This window comes from Bifidobacterium sp. H6bp9, from assembly GCF_032193695.1.
GTDB lineage: Bacteria > Actinomycetota > Actinomycetes > Actinomycetales > Bifidobacteriaceae > Bombiscardovia > Bombiscardovia kimbladii.
The window spans coordinates 46,120-62,447 of the sequence record NZ_JASTZY010000001.1; the positions used below are offsets into that span (position 1 = coordinate 46,120).

Sequence of the window (16,328 nt, forward strand, 5' to 3'; positions counted from 1 at the left end):
CGACGCCGTTACACACTGGAACCTTGGGGGCGGCGATACGGTCCATGAGCAGGTCACAAGATGGGCTTGTCCCCGCTCGGGCCGTCCTCGGGCTCCTGCTTAGAGAATAACCAGTCCAAGTCACTTCTCAAATTGGCAGCCCACCAATTTTAGCCGAGGCTTTTCTAGGCTCCGCACTACGTGCGCAGCCAGTGGATACGACCTGCGCTGACAGTACTGTTCTTCTTCACGACTGCCTTCAAACAGGGCATATCGACGTCTTCTTGATTCTCGGGCAAAGCAGGCACTTACTAACGACTAAAGCCCTACTTTCCTGATACCTAACAAACACTCTCAGACAGATCTTATGGCGTATAACTCGGACATTGCATATACGATGTGCCTGTCTTTAAAAGCAAAAAGGCTCCAAGGCCATCAGCCTTAGAACCATCACTAGCTCGTGCGCCAGACAGGATTCGAACCTGCAACCTGCTGATCCGTAGTCAGCTGCTCTAATCCGTTGGGCTACTGGCGCATGTCATCTTGACGAGGAACTCGTTTTTGACAACTCATTTATATTATCGCAATTGTGGATTCTGTCCAGTCTGGTGTGTCGCGCGGGAAGCGGGAAACCGCAGGCTTCAGACCGACTGCGGCCAAGACAGCCAGAGCAGATATTCCACATTGCCATGGGCTCCCGTTATGGGCGATGGCATGGTAGCACGAACAACGAATCCATGCTCACGTGCACAGGCCAAGACCCGCTCCAACGCTTCCTGCCTTCGGTCCTCGTCAGTCACAATGCCATGATGGCCCAGCAGGCTGCGTCCGACCTCGAACTGGGGCTTGACCAGCAGCAGACAGTTGGCAGCAGGCACCAACAAGGCGGGGAGGACAGGAATGACATAGGTCAGCGAGATGAAAGACACATCCGAAACCACATATTCCGGACGATACGGCAGGTCGCCCGGCTGGACTTCGCGTATGTTGACACCGCTCATGTCAACCACCCTAGGATCAGAGGCAATCCGTTCAAGCAACTGCCCGTGGCCCACATCGAGGGCGATAACTCTCTTTGCACCATGCCTGAGCAGAACATCAGTGAAACCGCCCGTGGAGGCCCCGATATCCAGGCAGAGCCTGTCACGCGGATCTGGCATCCCCTGCGCCGCAAAAGTCGTCAGGGCGCCCTCCAGCTTCAGCGCTCCCCGGGAGGCATAGTCATCGCCCGGATCCAGAAGAATCACATCGCCTGGCTGGACGCTCTGAGCAGGCTTTGATGCCAGATGATCGTTGACCGTAACCCGGCCCTGACGAATCAGCGCCTGGGCTCTGGCACGCGAATCCGTCAGCCCCTGTGCAGGCAGGATACGGTCAAGCCGGTCGCGGGTGTGGGCCACAGTCCTTCGACGACCGTCCCCAGCGCTGACGACTGTGTCCTCATCGTTCACTTGCCCTCCCGGTTCAGGTCCTGCTGGAGCCCGGTCAGCACCTTGCCGAGCAGCTCAACCTGTTGGGCATCATCCAGATCATCCAATTCCGCTAATTCAGGGAAACGCTTCAAAAGAGGGGCCATGGCTTGCTTGTCCATGGGCTCCTCAGGAGCTGACGCAGTCGTATCCTCATCATCTGCCTGTGAGGACCGTCCAGAAGGCTCAGACTCTACAGACTGCTCATTCTGGCCGGACTGCTCAGGTAGCCCGTAGTGATTGGATTCCTGGGATGGTCCACTCGCTCCCAGCTGTCCGGGCTTGACCTCTTCCGACATGGCCGCTATGCCCCTACGACGAAGGCGGGCAGATCCAGCGCGTCCATGTCTCCACCACGATCCTGGTACTCCCAGAGCGCACAGGCGCAGGCTCGCACAGCATCCAAATCAGAAAGGGGATTGCCTCCTGCCTCAAGAGCACGCAAAATGACATGCCCGTCGTCATCCACCTTTGCGGTTTGGCCTCCGCAGTGCCAGGTCTGGTCGGCCTCCTTACTGGGCTGGGGTTGCGGCGCAGTGAGGCCACGCAGGTCTTCAGCCAGATAGGTCGGCCGCCATTTGGCCGGCGCAGTCAGAATGGCGGGTGTTCGGGCCACACCCGTCAGGACGAGCATGGAGTCGTACCCGCCCCGGTTGGCTGCCTCGATGTCGGTGTCCAGACGATCGCCCACGGGCAGGCATTGGTCAATGTCCAAGATCTTCTGGTCGCCGGCCAAGAGCTGCCGAGCCTCGTCGTACATGGCCGATTCCGGCTTCCCGGCTGAGTCCTCCGGTTGCTTGCCAGTAGCCAGAATCACCGCTTGGAGCATGGCCCCATTCCCGGGCGCCATGCCACCTTCGCGGGGCAGGGTCTGATCCTTGTTGGTAGTGAAGTAGCGTGCACCGCCTTCGATGGCAAAGGAGGCCTGGGCCAGGTCCTGCCAGCTCAGCTCGGGATACCAGGCCTGAATGACGGCCTCTGGCTTATCTGCAGCCTTGCCTACCGGCACCATTTTGTTGAGGCGGATCTGATCACGTAGATGATCGGATCCGATGACCAGCACCCTAGCGCCCTCCTGCAGGTGTCGGCGCAGCATTCGTGCGGCGACAACGGCCGAGGTGATGACCTGGCCATCGTCCAGGGTCAGACCGAACCCGCGCAGCTGATCGGCCACTACGTGGGGAAACCGGGATGCATTGTTGGTGGTGTAGGCCATGCGCATGCCGAGCGTCTGAGCGCGGTCGATGCCCTCGGCCGCATGCTCGACAGGGTCAGCGCCCCGGTAGACCACCCCGTCCAGGTCCAGCAGGGCCAGACGGTAGGTCTTTGCCGGAGCGTCATCAGTTCCTTTGAGGAAGACGGTCACGATTCAGCCCTGTTTTCATCAGACGTATCGGACTCCTTGACCTGCTCATCATTGGTCTGTTCGTTTTCATGGTCGAAAGTGTCTGCCTCGGATCCTGCATTCAGGACAGCCGCGTCGCCGTTGTCAGCAGCGGATTTATCGGCGACAGCCGTGTCAGTTTCGTCACTGCTCTGGTCGCTTTGAGAGCCATCGTCCGAAGTTTGCCCATCAAGGCGAGAGGGCTCTTCCCCGTATTGCTCCACAGCGTCTGACGATTTCTGCATTCCGGATTCCGGCATTTCGGATACCGGTATTTCGGATGAACAAGCTGAGTCGGACGAACCAGTTGAATCAACTGCGTCGGATGCATCAGCCGAATCAGATGAGTCAGTCGACTTAGATGAGCCACTTGTGCCAGCTGAGTCCGCTGAATCGTCCGAAGCTGCTGATTCAGGGGATTCCTCAACCTTGCTGTCATCGGCACCCTGATCGGATGCATCGGTGACATCAGACTCGGCGGCCTCAGTCTCAGCTTCAGCCTCATCCGAGTCCTCCTCGCCGCCATCCGGGTCGATGGAGAGATCCTCCATCATGGCCGAATCCAGGTGCTCCAGGTCGTAGTCGATCAGGATTTCCTCGGATTGTCCGTCCTTCTGACCATCCTCGTCCTCATCCTCGTCGGCATACTCCGCCTCCAGCCGATCCAGCAGAGGTTCCAGCTCCAGAGCCTCCTGGCTGCGACCAGCCTGTTCGAGGAAGTTCTGCTCGGCCTGCACGGCACGCATCCGGTAGTCGCCGCTGAGCCCACGGGCCTTGGCCAGGGCCTGAACGGTCTCGATGGCCTTGTCCCACAGGCCCAGATCGCCCAAGGCTCCGGCATAGACCAGGAACATCTCCGCCTTGGACTCGCCTTGCAGCTGGCTGCCTTCTTCGGAGGTAGCCTCCTCAATGGCCTTACGAGGATTACCCAGACCACGCTCGCAGTCGGCGATGAAGGGCAGGTAATCAGAATATCCGTTCATGCGGTGGGCAGTGCGGAACTCCTTCAAGGCCAGCTTGTAGTCGCCCTGACGATAGGCCACCAGGGCCAGCGTCTCACGAGCGAGATCGATCCGCGAGGCCTGCCGGGCAGCCCACTTGGCATGAGCAAGGGCCCCCTGGGGATCGGTCTCCTCCAGCGCGTAGGCGGCCAGGATGTGCAAACCGATGTTCTCGGCATGCTCCTTGCTCAGCCCGCGCAGGCGCAGACGGTCATCCTTGGAGAGCATGGACCATTCCAGGCCCTTGGGCATCTTGGGCTCGCCAGGCCGACGATCCGTATAGGGGTTCTGCGAGGGATAGGAGATGGTCCCGTCTGAGTTGCGGCGACCGCGGTCATAGCCATTCTGGCGGTCACGCTGATAGGTCCCGCGGCGGTCGTCATGGCGACGGTCATCGCGGCCACGCTGGCCCTGGTAGCGGTCGCCCCGATAGCCGCCTTGACGATGGTCATCACGGGAACGGTCGCCGTAGGAGCGGTTGCCATAGGGACGGTCTCCATGTGAACGGTCCTGACGTGGACGGTCATCCCGCGAGCGGTTGTTCCACGGGCGATCCCCGCCGGACCGCTCATTCTGCCGACGATCAAACCTCCGGTCGTCACCCCGACGGCGGTCCCCGCGGAAGCCCTGACCACGATCACGGTCACGGTCATGCCGCTGGTAGCCGCGACCGGAACGACGATCGCCATACCCCGACCTACCGCGGTCGTTGTCATGATCACGATGCCCGTATCCGCCATGCCCATTGGCATGGAAATCACGACGTGGACGGTCGCCATCCTGTCGACGGCCGTGGCGATCCTGGTCGGAATCCCTGCGGAAGCCGCCGTGGCCATCCTGACGGTCATGCCTGTATCCACGATGGTCGCGGTCGAACCGGTCGTGCCCGCGCCCGCGGAAAGGCCGCTGTCCATTCCTGCCCTCGGAACGACGCTCTTCGCCGCCCTCGCCGTCATGGTTGTGGAAGTTGCCGGAGCGGTGACCTCCCGAACGATAGCCTCCGGAGCGGTATCCGCCCGAGCGCGAACCGCCCTTGTGGAAGCCCGAAGAGCGATGGCCGCCCGACCGAAAGCCTCCTGGGCGCGAACCGCCCCGGCCCCGTCCGCGATCGCCCCGGGAATGATTGTGTTCTTCTGCCATCAGTGTCCTTAATTCCTGCGTTCCTACTTGCCGGCCCGACGCTCAAGTGCGCCCAGGGCCTTCTTTCCTCTGCGAACCAGGGCGAAGCGCCCATGCAGAAAGTCCTTGTTCTCCAAAACCTGATCCGGATCCTCGACCCGCTGGTTATTCAGGTAGAAACCGCCCGATGCCACAGTCTTGCGCGCCTCGGAGACCGAACGGAAGAGCCCGGCCGCAACCCCGGCTTCTACCAGACGCTGGCCCTCGCTGGCCGCGGGCAGGGCTCGCCCGCCTTGACCATCATCGACCTTGAGGCCGTCCAGTGCGGAATCCAGCACATCCTCGTCCAGCTCCTCCAAGGTCTTGCCGCGGCCGAAGAGGGCGCCCGAGGCATCGATGGCCCCCTGGGCGGCATGCTCGCCGTGCACATAGGAGGTCACCTGCCAGGCCAGAACCTTCTGGGCCTCGCGGGCGCCCGGATCCTGGGCGGTCCGCTCCTCCAGACGCTCAATCTCGGCCTTGGGCAGGAAGGTGAAGGTCTTCAGCAGCTTGACCACCTGGTCATCGGGCTGGTTGAACCAGAACTGGTAGAAGCGGTAGGGGCTGAACATGGTGGGATCCAGCCAGACCGCGTTGCCCTCGGACTTGCCGAACTTCTTGCCCTGGGAGTCGGTGATCAACGGGCTGGTCATCACGTTGACAGAGGCATTGCGCACCTTGCGGATCAGGTCCAGCCCGCTGGTCAGGTTCCCCCACTGGTCGCTGCCGCCCAGCTGCAGACTGCATCCGTAGCGGTCGAAGAGCTCCAGAAAGTCATTGCCCTGGAGCACCTGGTAGCTGAACTCGGTAAAGGAGATGCCCTCGTCGGAGTCCAGGCGGCGGGCCACCGTGTCCTTGGCCAGCATGGTGCCCATGCGGAAGTTCTTGCCCACATCGCGCAGGAAGTCGATGGTGCTCATAGAGCCGGTCCACTCATAATTATTGACGAACCGGACTGGATTTTCACCTTCGGTATCCAGGAAGCGCCCGATCTGGCCACGCAGGCGCTCGGTCCACTCAGCCACGGTCTGCTTGGGATTCAGGGTGCGCTCCCCCGACTGCCGAGGGTCGCCGATAAGCCCGGTGGCCCCGCCCACAACGGCGATGGGATGCAGACCGGCCGCCTGCAGGTGGCGCATGTTGAGCAGCTGGACCAGATTGCCCACGTGCAGCGAGGGAGCTGTGGGGTCGAATCCGCAATAATAGGTCACCGAAGGGTCGGCCAGCACCTTCCTGAGCTCGGACTCGTCCGTGCACTGGGCAATGAGACCGCGCCACTTGAGTTCGTCGAAAAGCGAGTCGAAACCCGCCTGCCTGAAATCGGTGACCTGCGACATGAGAGGCTACTCCCTATCGAATATTTGGATGAATGTATGCTAAACCCTACTATTCTTGCAACAGATACCGACACGACAGAGCCCCGGAACGCCGCAGACAAGGCCGCACAAAACCAGAATCCCCAGGGGACGAGACCAGATTAATCACGGTGAATCGACCACTGCGGATTGGCGATTGACCCCCGACTGCTTTGGCCAGGGCGGAGCGACTACCGTATCAAATTCAGGAACGCGCAGACACAGACAACTGATTGATCAGGTCTTGGGGAATGTGGTCGACCACGCAGGCGGCCATGCGCCGGTAACCCTCGACCCCCGGATGGAAGTGGTCAATGCCCCAGAAGTCGGGTCGATCGGTGCCAACGTCGTCGCGGGTGGCATCCACGAAGGGCACCGAGGCATCTTGACAGACCTGACGACTGGTCTGAGTCTGGCGGGCTATCCGACGCTCCACCTCGGCCCTGAGCGCCCGGCCCAGGGCAGGATCCCGATAGAGCTGACCGGAGCTGAGGACCAGCACCTGACGGCCCTTGTTTTGGGCCAGCTCGATGCTGGCAGCCAGGTCATCCCGCCACTGCTCATCGGTGCGGTTGGCCATGATGTCGTTGGATCCTGCACACAGAACCAGCAGATCAGGATGGTCCTGCAGGGCGGGCAGGAACCGGTAGCGCACCCTGCGGATGGTGGCCCCCAGCCGCCCCTTGGTCGACCAGGATACCGGACGCCCCAGCCGGGCGGCCAGGCAGGCGGCTATATCGGGGACGAAACCCTGGCTCTGGTCCTTCACCCCGCAGCCGACCGCCATGGAGTCGCCCACCACCAGCATGGTCAGCGGCTCCAGGTCGCGGCCTTGGTCCGGAGGCGAGCACAACCCCTGGCGGGAACCGGGCGGCTCCTTGGCCAGAGTGATGTGCTGTTTGGCCCACCAAGCCTGGACCAGTGCCACCGGATTCATGATCGCCGCCGCCTTTCGCCGTTTACTCTTCCTCTTGAAGAATTGCCGTTGGGCATTCTAACGCGGCCACCGGTCCGGCGGAGACCAGAAACTTCACCTGGGAGGACGGTAGGCAGGCCCGTCAGACTGTGAGTCGGCGAAGGCCTTCAGCTCCTCCAGCGCGTGTGCAGCCTGGTCCATCTGCTCCTTGACCCTCTCCGGTGCGGTGCCCCCCTGGCCCCGGCGAGCGCGCACGGCTCCCCCGGCGGTCAGGACCGAGCGGACCTCAGGAGCCCGATCGGCGGGCACCCAGTCAGCGAAGACCCTGGCGAAATCGGCATCTTCCAGGTCGGCCAGCTCGCAACCACGGCCCTCGGCCAGCTTGACGCAGGCGCCGGAGAGTTCATGGGCATGTCGGAAGGGCACCCCCTGCCTGACCAGCCACTCGGCCAGGTCGGTGGCCAGGGCGAAGCCTGTGGGAGCCTGCTCCTCCAGGCGATCCTTGTTGAAGGTCAAGGTGGCGACCATGCCGGCAAAGGCGGGCAACAGGACCTCCAGGGTGTCCACCTGGTCGAAGACCGCCTCCTTGTCCTCCTGCAGGTCGCGCGCATAGGCCGTCGGCAGCCCCTTGAGGGTGGTCAATAGGCCTGCCAGATCCCCGACCAGTCGACCGGCCTTGCCGCGAGCCAGCTCAGCCACATCGGGATTCTTCTTCTGGGGCATGATGGATGAACCGGTCGAGTAGCCGTCGTCCAGGCGGACGAAGGCGAACTCCTGGGTGTTCCAGATGATGATCTCTTCGGCCAGCCTGGACAGGTCCACGCCGATCATGGCGGCGACGAAGGCGAACTCAGCCACCACATCCCTGGCGGCAGTCCCGTCGATGGAGTTGGCGCAGACCCGGCTAAAGCCCAGATCCTGGGCCACTGGCAGGGGGTCCAGACCCAGGGTGGTGCCCGCGAGCGCGCCCGATCCGTATGGACTGGCATCGGCACGCTGGTCCCAGTCCCTCAGGCGTTCCAGGTCACGGATCAGTGGCCAGACATGGGCCATGAGCTGGTGGGCCAGCAGGACAGGCTGGGCGTGCTGCATGTGGGTGCGGCCAGGCATGACCGTGTTCCCCGCCGCCCGGGCCTGATCCATCAGAGCCTGAGCCGTGCGCAGCAGATCCTTGGCCAGCACCCGGGCGTGGCGGCGCAGCCAGATCCGAATCAGGGTGGCGATCTGATCGTTGCGCGAGCGCCCGGCCCGCAACTTGCCGCCCAGCTGGTCCCCCGCTATGTCGATCAGACCACGCTCCAGGGCCGTGGCCTCGTCCTCATCGCCACGCTCAGGGGCGAAGGCGCCGGAATCCACCTGGTCTTGAAGCTCATCCAGGGCCTGCTCCATGCGTGCCAGCTCATCATCGTCCAGCAGACCAGCACGGTTGAGGGCACGGGCGTGGGCCCGGGAACCGGCCAGGTCGTCATCGGCCAACCGCCAGTCGAACTGGGTGGACCGGCTGAGCTCGACCAGCGCCGGCGAGGGCCCGCCGCTGAAGCGCCCGCCCCAGAGGGCCATGGACTTGTCGCCGCTGCTCACTGCTCTTGTCCGTCCTGTGCGATGCCGTTGCCGAAGCGCATGTCGCGTGCGGCGGCCACCTTGTCGGCCAGGCCGTAGATGGCGATGAACCCGTTGGAGGCGTTCTGGTCGAAGCTGTCGCCGGACTCGTAGGTGGCCAGGCTGTAATCGTAGAGGGAGCTGTCGGAGTGCCGGCCGGTGACCACGGCCCGTCCCCCGTGCATGACCATGCGGATGCGGCCGGAGACATAGCGCTGGGTCTCCTCGATGAAGGCGTTCAGGGAGCGGACGGCAGGCGAGTACCACTGGGCGTCGTAGACCAGCTCGCCCCAGCGCTTGTCGATGTCGCGCTTGATCCGGTGCTGTTCACGCTCCAGGCAGCAATTCTCCAACTCCTGGTGGGCGGTGATCATGGCCACGGCCCCCGGAGCCTCATAGAGCTCGCGGGACTTGATGCCCACCAGCCTGTCCTCGATCAGATCCACACGTCCGATCCCCTGGGCTCCGGCCCGGCGGTTCATCTCCTCGATGGCCTCCAGAGGGGTGACGGCCCTGCCGTCGATGCGCACAGGGATGCCCTGCTCGAAGTCGATGGTCACCTCATCCTCGACCGGCGGGAAAGCAGGATCGTCGGTGTAGGAATAGACGTCCTTGGTGGGCCCATTCCAGGGATCCTCCAGGTAACCGGTCTCGATGGCGCGCCCCCAGACATTCTGATCGATGGAATAGGGGCTCTCCTCGGTCTGCTCGATGGGCAGGCGGTGCTCCTTGGCGTAGGCAATCTCCACATCCCTCATCAATCCCAGGTCACGGATGGGGCTGATGGCCTTCAGCGAGGGGTCGATGGACATGATGGAGACCTCGAAACGGACCTGGTCGTTGCCCTTGCCGGTGCAGCCGTGGGCTATGGTGTCGGCACCGTACTGGTGGGCCGCCTGGACCAGATGCTTGGTGATCAGCGGCCTGGAGATGGCCGACACCAGCGGGTAGACGCCCTCGTACATGGCATTGGCCTTGAGCGCCAGCATGCAGTAATCCCGGGCGAACTCGTCCCGGGCATCCACCACGACTGACTCGACGGCCCCGCAGTCCAGGGCCCGCTGGCGGATGGTCTGCAGACGCTCCCCGCCCTGGCCCACATCCAGGGAGACGGCCACCACATCCTTGCCGGTGCGCTCCTTGAGGTAGGGAATGGACACTGAGGTGTCCAGGCCACCTGAGTAGGCCAGCACGATGCGATTGTTTTCGGTCATGGCGATCCTCTTTCCTTGTGATTTCACACTTGCAGATGCTGAATTGCTGTCTTCTGCGTTCATCGGGCCCTGGCATCCTCCTGGCCGGAGACGATGGTCATGAGCCAGTCGGCCCGGGATGATGCCGCCTCATCGTCGGCAGCGATGATCAGAATCGTGTCGTCCCCGGCTATGGTGCCCAGAATCCCCTTGATGGGCTGGCGGTCCAGGGCGGAAGCTGCATATTGGGCGGCGCCGGCCGGGGTTCTGACCACCAGCAGGTTGCGGGCCCGGGCCACCGAGGTGATCAGCCCGGTCAGAATCTTGGCCAGGTAGGCATCGGTCTTGTTCTCCCCCTCGACCTCAGGCCCCTCGGCGGCAGCGGCCTCCATGGCCTGCTGGTCGGTGGTGGCGGGAATCCAGTAGGCCATGCTGCCGTCTGCGTACCGCAGCTTGGTGGCGTGCAGGTCGTCCAGGTCCCGGCTCAGGGTGGCTTGGGTCACTTCGATGCCCTGCTCAGCCAGCAGGGCCGACAGCTGCTGCTGGGAGTTGACCCGATGTCGGTTCAGGGCCTGGCGGATGGCATCCAGCCGGGCCACCTTGGTCGTCGGACGCATCAGCACACCCCCTGCAGGAGGGATTCGTCGCCCCGGGAGCGGGCCACCAGCCAGGTCATCAGGGCCTTCTGGGCGTGCAATCGGTTTTCCGCCTCGTCCCAGACCACGGACTGCGGGCCGTCAATGACCTCGGCCGTCACCTCCCGGCCCCTGTAGGCGGGCAGGCAATGCTGGAAGAGGGCATCCGGGCGGGCATGGGCCATAAGTGCGGCGTTGACCTGATAGGGCTGGAAGGGATGGGAGCGAATGGCGTACTGGTCCTCCTCGCCCATGGAGACCCAGGTGTCGGTGAAGACGCAGTCGGCGTCCTCCACAGCCTGGACCGGATCCGTGGTGACCAGAATGGATCCGCCGTTTTCAGCAGCCAGGGTCCGGGCCTGATCCACCAGGCTTGGATCGGGCAGGAAGCCGTGGGGGCCGGCAATCCGCACGTTCATGCCGGCCACTGCTCCGCCCAGCAGGTAGGAGTTGGCCATGTTGTTGGCTGCGTCGCCCAGGTAGGCGATGGTCATGCCAGCCAGGGCATCGACCCCGCCCCGGTGCTGGGCCAGGGTCAGGAAGTCGGCCAGAACCTGGCAGGGGTGGAAGGAGTCGGTCAGCGCGTTGATGACAGGCACGGTGGCATGGGCGGCCATGGTCTCCACCCGATCCTGGCCAAAGGTGCGCCAGACTATGGTGGACGTCATCCGCGTCAGCACCTTGGCGGTGTCCGCCACGGGCTCGCCACGGCCAAGCTGTGAGCCAGAGCTGTCGATGACCATGGGATAGCCGCCCAGCTGGGCCACACCCACGCAGAAGCTGGTTCTGGTGCGCGTGCTGGGCTTGTCGAAGATGATGGCCACGGCCTGGGGGCCCTGATAGGGCTGGGACAAATAGGGATTTGCCCTGAATGCCATGCCCAGCCGAAGCACCTCCAGCTGCTCCTCGTGGTTGAGGTCATCGTCACGCAGCATGTGCCGCAAACCGCTGTTCATCTCTGCCTCCCTATCGCTATGATCATGTACGTCATTGATGGCTGATCTCACTGATCATCCTGTTGCAAGCCCTTCCCCGAGACTGACCGGAGCCTTGGACAGGATATCCACGGCCAGGTCGATCTGGTCGGCCTGGATGATCAGGGGCGGGGCCAGACGCAGGGCATCAGGGGCCACAGCGTTGACGATCAGCCCGTGATCCAGGGCCCAGGAGGCCAGATCCCCGGCACAGGGGGCGCCCAGCTGGACCGCATCCAGCAGCCCTCTGCCTCTGACCTGGTTATAGAGGGGATTGCCGCAGCCGGTAAGGCCAGCGCGCAGCCTCTCGCCCATCTGCCGCGCCCGTTCCAGCAGGCCCTCCCGTTGGATGGTCTCCAAGGTGGTCAGTGCCAGGGCCGATCCCAGGGGATTGCCGCCGAAGGTGGATCCGTGCATGCCAGGGGTCAGCAGACCTGATGGCCCAGAGCCGAAGGTGATCATCCCGCCCATGGGGAAGCCGCCTGCCACCCCCTTGGCGAAGGTGAGCACGTCAGGGCAGGCTCCTCCGGACAGGCTCCGGTCCTGGAAGGCGAACCAGTGGCCGGTCCTGCCTATGCCGGTCTGCACCTCGTCCAAAATCATCAGGGCTCCGTGCCGGCTGCAAAGCTCACGCACCTGCCGAACGTAGTCAGGATCCAGCGGCAGCACCCCGGCCTCACCCTGGATGAGCTCCAGAATGACGGCGGCCACCGGCTCTCCTGAGGTCTCCCCCTGTGCGAAGGCCTCCTCCATAGCCTCGCCGTCTTCTGCCGGCAGAAAGCCCATGCCCGGGACCAGGGGCTGGAAGGGCTCACGAATGGCAGGTTTCCATGTCAGGCTCAAGGAGCCCATGCTGCGGCCGTGGAAACTATGAGTCAGAGCCAGGATCCGGCCAGGGTGACCGCCCATGCGAGCGCCATGCAGCCGGGCAAGCTTGATGGCCGCCTCATTGGCCTCGGTTCCCGAGTTGGCGAAGAAGACACGGGATCCCTCCGGGGCCTGAGCCAGGTCCAGCAGTCGTTCGGCCAGCTCGATCTGAGGCTGGGAGGCGAAGAAGTTGCTGATGTGGGCCATCTTCCCGGCCTGCTCAGCCAGGGCCTTGTTCCAGGCCGGATGGGCGTAGCCCAGGGCATTGACCGCGATTCCGGCCATCATGTCCAGATAGCGGTTGCCGTCCAGGTCCCAGATCCAGGCGCCTCGGCCATGGTCCATGACCCTGCCCGGCCGTCCGAAGACCTGCATGTGGACGCGGTCATAGCGGTCTGCCCATTGACTGCTCTGCGGCCCTTCGAGAGTTCTCATAGGTGCATCAGCCTTCGTCATGACTCCTCCTCATGATCATGTCCCGGCCCGGCACGACCACTGTGCCGATGCCGTTGCGGGTGAATATCTCGTTGAGCATGGAATGCGGCCGCCGCCCGTCGATGACGTGGGCCTCGCCCACTCCGGATCGCACGGCCTGCAGGCAGGCCTCCATCTTGGGGCGCATCCCCTCATGCATGTCCTCCAACATGTCCTCAAGCCGGTCCACGCCGATGCTGGAGACCAGGGAGTCGGCCTGGGGCCAGTTGGCATACAGTCCCTCCACGTCGGTGAGAATGACCAGCTTCCGGGCCCCCAGAGCTACTGCCAGAGCGGATGCGGCCGCGTCGGCATTCACATTGAGCACCTGGGTGGGATCCTGCTCGTCAGGAGCCACAGAGGACACGACGGGAATCCGCCCGGCATCGATCAGATCCTCGACGGCAGAGGCATCCACGCCCACGACCTCGCCCACCAGTCCCAGGTCGACTGGTCGTCCATCCGCCATGCCGGTGCGGCGGGCCGCACTGAACAGGCCGGCATCCTCCCCTGACAGGCCGACAGCCATGGGACCGTGGGCATTGATGGCACCGACCAGATCCCTGCCTACCTGTCCGGTCAGCACCATGCGAACCACCTTCATGGTTTCGGGGGTGGTCACCCGCAGACCGCCGCGGAAGACCGAGGGGATGCCCAGGGCCTGGAGCATGCGGGAGATCTGCGGGCCGCCCCCGTGCACCACCACCGGATGCATGCCCACCTGCCTCAGGAAGACCATGTCCTGAGCGAAGCACTGCCGCAGATGGTCGTCCACCATGGCATGGCCGCCGTATTTGACTACGATCCTCTGACCGGCGAACTCCTCCAGCCAGGGCAGGGCCTCGATGAGCACCTGGGCCTTGCGGGCATCGTCCAAGGCTGTTTCAGCTTCGGCATGCTGCTCGACATCCGCCATCCTCTTCCCCTTCCTTATGACCATCTTCCAATTGCTGCGGCTCTTGGCAGCGCGCCCGATCAGGTTTCCTGTCAGGTGTGGTAGTCGGCATTGATGGTCACGTATTCGTGGGTCAGATCATCCGTCCATACCGTGGCCTGGCTGTCGCCATGACCAAGGTCGATGTCGATATGGACCTCGGGAACGTGCAGGTCGACCAGCTCCGGGTCCTGGCCGGGACGGCCGCCCTGGCAGACCGTGATGCCGTTGAAGCTGACATCCACTTGGGCCGGATCATAGGCCGCCTTCGAAACCGGCACGGTGCCCAGGGAGGACACCACCCGGCCCCAGTTGGGGTCCTCGCCGGCCACCGCGCACTTGAGCAGCGTAGAGCCGGAGACCGCCCGTGCGCAGGCAAGGGCTGCATCCTCGTTCTCGGCACCATCCACACGGATGCGGATCCGATGCCTGCTGCCCTCACCGTCTGCCACAATCCGATGGGCCAGATCCGCGCAGGCACGACCAAGCTTCTCCTGGAACTGCCTGGGGTCAGGCCGCACGCCAGAGGCCCCGGAGGCCATCAGCAGGACGGTGTCGTTGGTGGACATGCACCCGTCCACATCGATCCGGTTGAAGCTGAGCCGGCAAGCCTCGGACAGGGCCTGGCGAGCCTGTTCCGGCTCCAGAATGGCATCGGTGGTGATTACGCAGATCATGGTGGCCAACTGCGGGGCGATCATCCCGGAACCCTTGACCATGCCGCCCAGCCGCCAGCCGGAACCGTCCACAGCCACGGTCTTGGTGCAGGTGTCGGTGGTCAATATGGCCTTGGCGGCCTCTTCGCCGGCCTCCTGACTGGCCGACAACCCCTGGGCAGCCTGATCGATACCGGTCAAGATGGAGTCCAGGTGCAGCAGATGGCCGATGATCCCGGTGGAGCAGACGGCAACCCGCTCGGTGGGCAGGCCCAGTTTCTCGCCTGTCCGTTCGGCCATGGCCCTGGCCTGGTCCAGGCCCTCGGGGCCCGTGCAGGCGTTGGCATTGCCGGAGTTGATGACCACGGCTCCAGCACGGCCATCTTCCAAGATTCGACTGGTCCAGACGACCGGAGCGGCCCGGAACCGATTGGGGGTGAAGACCCCCACAGCCGTGTCCATGGGTCCGCTGTTGACGACCAGGGCCAGGTTGCGGCGCTGTGAGCCTCCCGGACGATGGGCGATGGCCGTGCCGGTCCGGAAGCCTGCAGGGTAGGTGATGCTCATGGTGCCACTCCTATGGTTGTCAATCCGGTCTCCTCGGGCAGGCCCAGAGCCAGATTCACGGCCTGGAGGGCCTGGCCTGCGGTGCCCCGGGTCAGGTTGTCGATGGCGGCGAAAGCGTAGAGGCGGTCGGCGCGCTGGTCCACAGCGACCTGGACCTGGGCCCGGTTGGAGCCATACACATCGGCCGTGGAGGGAAGCCTGCCCTCGGGGAGCAGATCGACAAACTGCTCGTCGGCATAGATCTCTTCCCAGACGGAACGAATATCAGCCATACCCATGCTCTGTCCACGCGCGCTCAGCTTGGCTGAGACCACAGCCAGAATCCCCCTTGACATGGGGACCAGTATGGGGGTCAACCCCAAGCGAATGGATTGTTTCCCAAGACCCCCGAGGTTGGGGTCCGCAGCTGCGGCCTTGCGCAGATTCTGCACAATCTCAGGGATATGCCGATGGGTGCCTCCGACCGAGTAGGGATGGGCCGAATTGATGGCCTGGGCTGCCAGCAGATCCATTCTGCCGCCCGAGCGCCCAGCGCCCGAGTAGCCGACAGCAAGGTCGGCCACCAGATCATCAGTCTGGACCAGTCCGGCGGACAGGGCAGGCTGGAAGGCCAGAGTGACTGCTGTGACATTGCACCCAGGACCAGCGATCCGCCGGGTCTGTCCAAGCAGCTGACGCTGGCGGCCGCCACCCGGATTGAGCAGCTCAGGCATCCCGTAGGTCCACGGGCTTGAGAAAGGCCCTCCGTAGTAGTCTTGCCAGTCGCCTGGATCCTCCAGCCGGTGATCAGCCCCCAAGTCGACCATCAGCGATTGCGGATCCAGCTGCTCGGCCAGGGGGCCAGAAGCCCCGTGAGGCAGGGCCAGAACCACCAGATCATGGCCGGCCAAGATATCCGGCTTCGTATCCTGAATCTGCAACGAGGCCAGCGACTCCGGCAGGTTGGGAGAGAACTCCCCCAGCAACCGTCCAGCCGAGCCATGACCGGTGACCGTGCATACCTGAAAGGCTGGATGGTCCGCCAATAGACGGATCATCTCCGAGCCGGCATACCCCGAAGCTCCCGCCACAGCCACTGTGTATTGCCGCATGAGTGCTCCCTTCATCGGGCACCATCATACATACTCATGCAGTAAAACGCATATTTATGCAATTCGGCGTGTCGCT

14 protein-coding genes and 1 tRNA gene are annotated in these 16,328 nt (G+C 63.6%); all 15 read right to left on the minus strand.

Annotated elements, in window-relative coordinates; genetic code table 11:
• Positions 1–440 precede the first annotated feature (440 nt).
• The 15 genes from QRX40_RS00150 to argC all read right to left on the minus strand — a co-directional run bounded on the left by QRX40_RS00150 (position 441) and on the right by argC (position 16,252).
• A tRNA-Arg gene (locus QRX40_RS00150) sits at positions 441–514 on the minus strand.
• Positions 515–620: 106 nt separating this feature from the next.
• Positions 621–1,379, minus strand: coding sequence for a TlyA family RNA methyltransferase (locus QRX40_RS00155; protein WP_313836330.1), 759 nt, complete (start codon positions 1,377–1,379; stop codon positions 621–623).
• A gap of 47 nt (positions 1,380–1,426) precedes the next feature.
• Positions 1,427–1,747, minus strand: coding sequence for a hypothetical protein (locus tag QRX40_RS00160; protein WP_313835466.1), 321 nt, complete (start codon positions 1,745–1,747; stop codon positions 1,427–1,429).
• Between the two features lie 5 nt (positions 1,748–1,752).
• On the minus strand, positions 1,753–2,814 hold the full coding sequence (locus QRX40_RS00165; protein ID WP_313835467.1) for an HAD-IIA family hydrolase: 1,062 nt from the start codon (positions 2,812–2,814) through the stop codon (positions 1,753–1,755).
• On the minus strand, positions 2,811–4,973 hold the full coding sequence (locus tag QRX40_RS00170) for a helicase (protein WP_313835469.1): 2,163 nt from the start codon (positions 4,971–4,973) through the stop codon (positions 2,811–2,813). Before QRX40_RS00170 ends, QRX40_RS00165 begins: the two co-directional genes overlap by 4 nt.
• Positions 4,974–4,996: 23 nt before the next feature.
• On the minus strand, positions 4,997–6,328 hold the full coding sequence (gene tyrS, locus QRX40_RS00175) for a tyrosine--tRNA ligase (RefSeq protein ID WP_144085797.1): 1,332 nt from the start codon (positions 6,326–6,328) through the stop codon (positions 4,997–4,999).
• Positions 6,329–6,551: 223 nt separating this feature from the next.
• Positions 6,552–7,283 carry an SGNH/GDSL hydrolase family protein gene (locus tag QRX40_RS00180; protein ID WP_313835474.1) on the minus strand — a complete coding sequence of 244 codons (732 nt, stop codon included), beginning with the start codon at positions 7,281–7,283 and terminating at the stop codon, positions 6,552–6,554.
• A 93-nt stretch (positions 7,284–7,376) separates the two neighbouring features.
• Entirely contained in the window at positions 7,377–8,822 is a 1,446-nt protein-coding gene (argH, locus tag QRX40_RS00185) for an argininosuccinate lyase (protein ID WP_313836332.1), read from the minus strand.
• A 17-nt stretch (positions 8,823–8,839) separates the two neighbouring features.
• The gene (locus tag QRX40_RS00190; protein ID WP_313835476.1) at positions 8,840–10,075 is read right to left on the minus strand and encodes an argininosuccinate synthase; all 1,236 of its coding nucleotides are present in this window, start codon (positions 10,073–10,075) and stop codon (positions 8,840–8,842) included.
• 59 nt (positions 10,076–10,134) lie between these two features.
• A complete protein-coding gene (locus QRX40_RS00195; RefSeq protein ID WP_198200161.1) occupies positions 10,135–10,671 on the minus strand; it encodes an arginine repressor in 537 nt (178 codons plus the stop codon).
• A complete protein-coding gene (gene argF, locus QRX40_RS00200) occupies positions 10,671–11,645 on the minus strand; it encodes an ornithine carbamoyltransferase (RefSeq protein WP_313835478.1) in 975 nt (324 codons plus the stop codon). The genes QRX40_RS00195 and argF overlap by 1 nt, the downstream gene beginning before the upstream one ends.
• Positions 11,646–11,699: 54 nt before the next feature.
• Positions 11,700–12,965 carry an acetylornithine transaminase gene (locus tag QRX40_RS00205; protein ID WP_313836333.1) on the minus strand — a complete coding sequence of 422 codons (1,266 nt, stop codon included), beginning with the start codon at positions 12,963–12,965 and terminating at the stop codon, positions 11,700–11,702.
• Positions 12,966–12,972: 7 nt separating this feature from the next.
• Positions 12,973–13,920 carry an acetylglutamate kinase gene (argB, locus tag QRX40_RS00210; protein ID WP_313835480.1) on the minus strand — a complete coding sequence of 316 codons (948 nt, stop codon included), beginning with the start codon at positions 13,918–13,920 and terminating at the stop codon, positions 12,973–12,975.
• 71 nt (positions 13,921–13,991) lie between these two features.
• Positions 13,992–15,161, minus strand: coding sequence for a bifunctional glutamate N-acetyltransferase/amino-acid acetyltransferase ArgJ (gene argJ / locus QRX40_RS00215; RefSeq protein ID WP_313835481.1), 1,170 nt, complete (start codon positions 15,159–15,161; stop codon positions 13,992–13,994).
• Positions 15,158–16,252, minus strand: coding sequence for an N-acetyl-gamma-glutamyl-phosphate reductase (argC, locus tag QRX40_RS00220; RefSeq protein ID WP_313835482.1), 1,095 nt, complete (start codon positions 16,250–16,252; stop codon positions 15,158–15,160). Before argC ends, argJ begins: the two co-directional genes overlap by 4 nt.
• Positions 16,253–16,328: the final 76 nt, after the last annotated feature.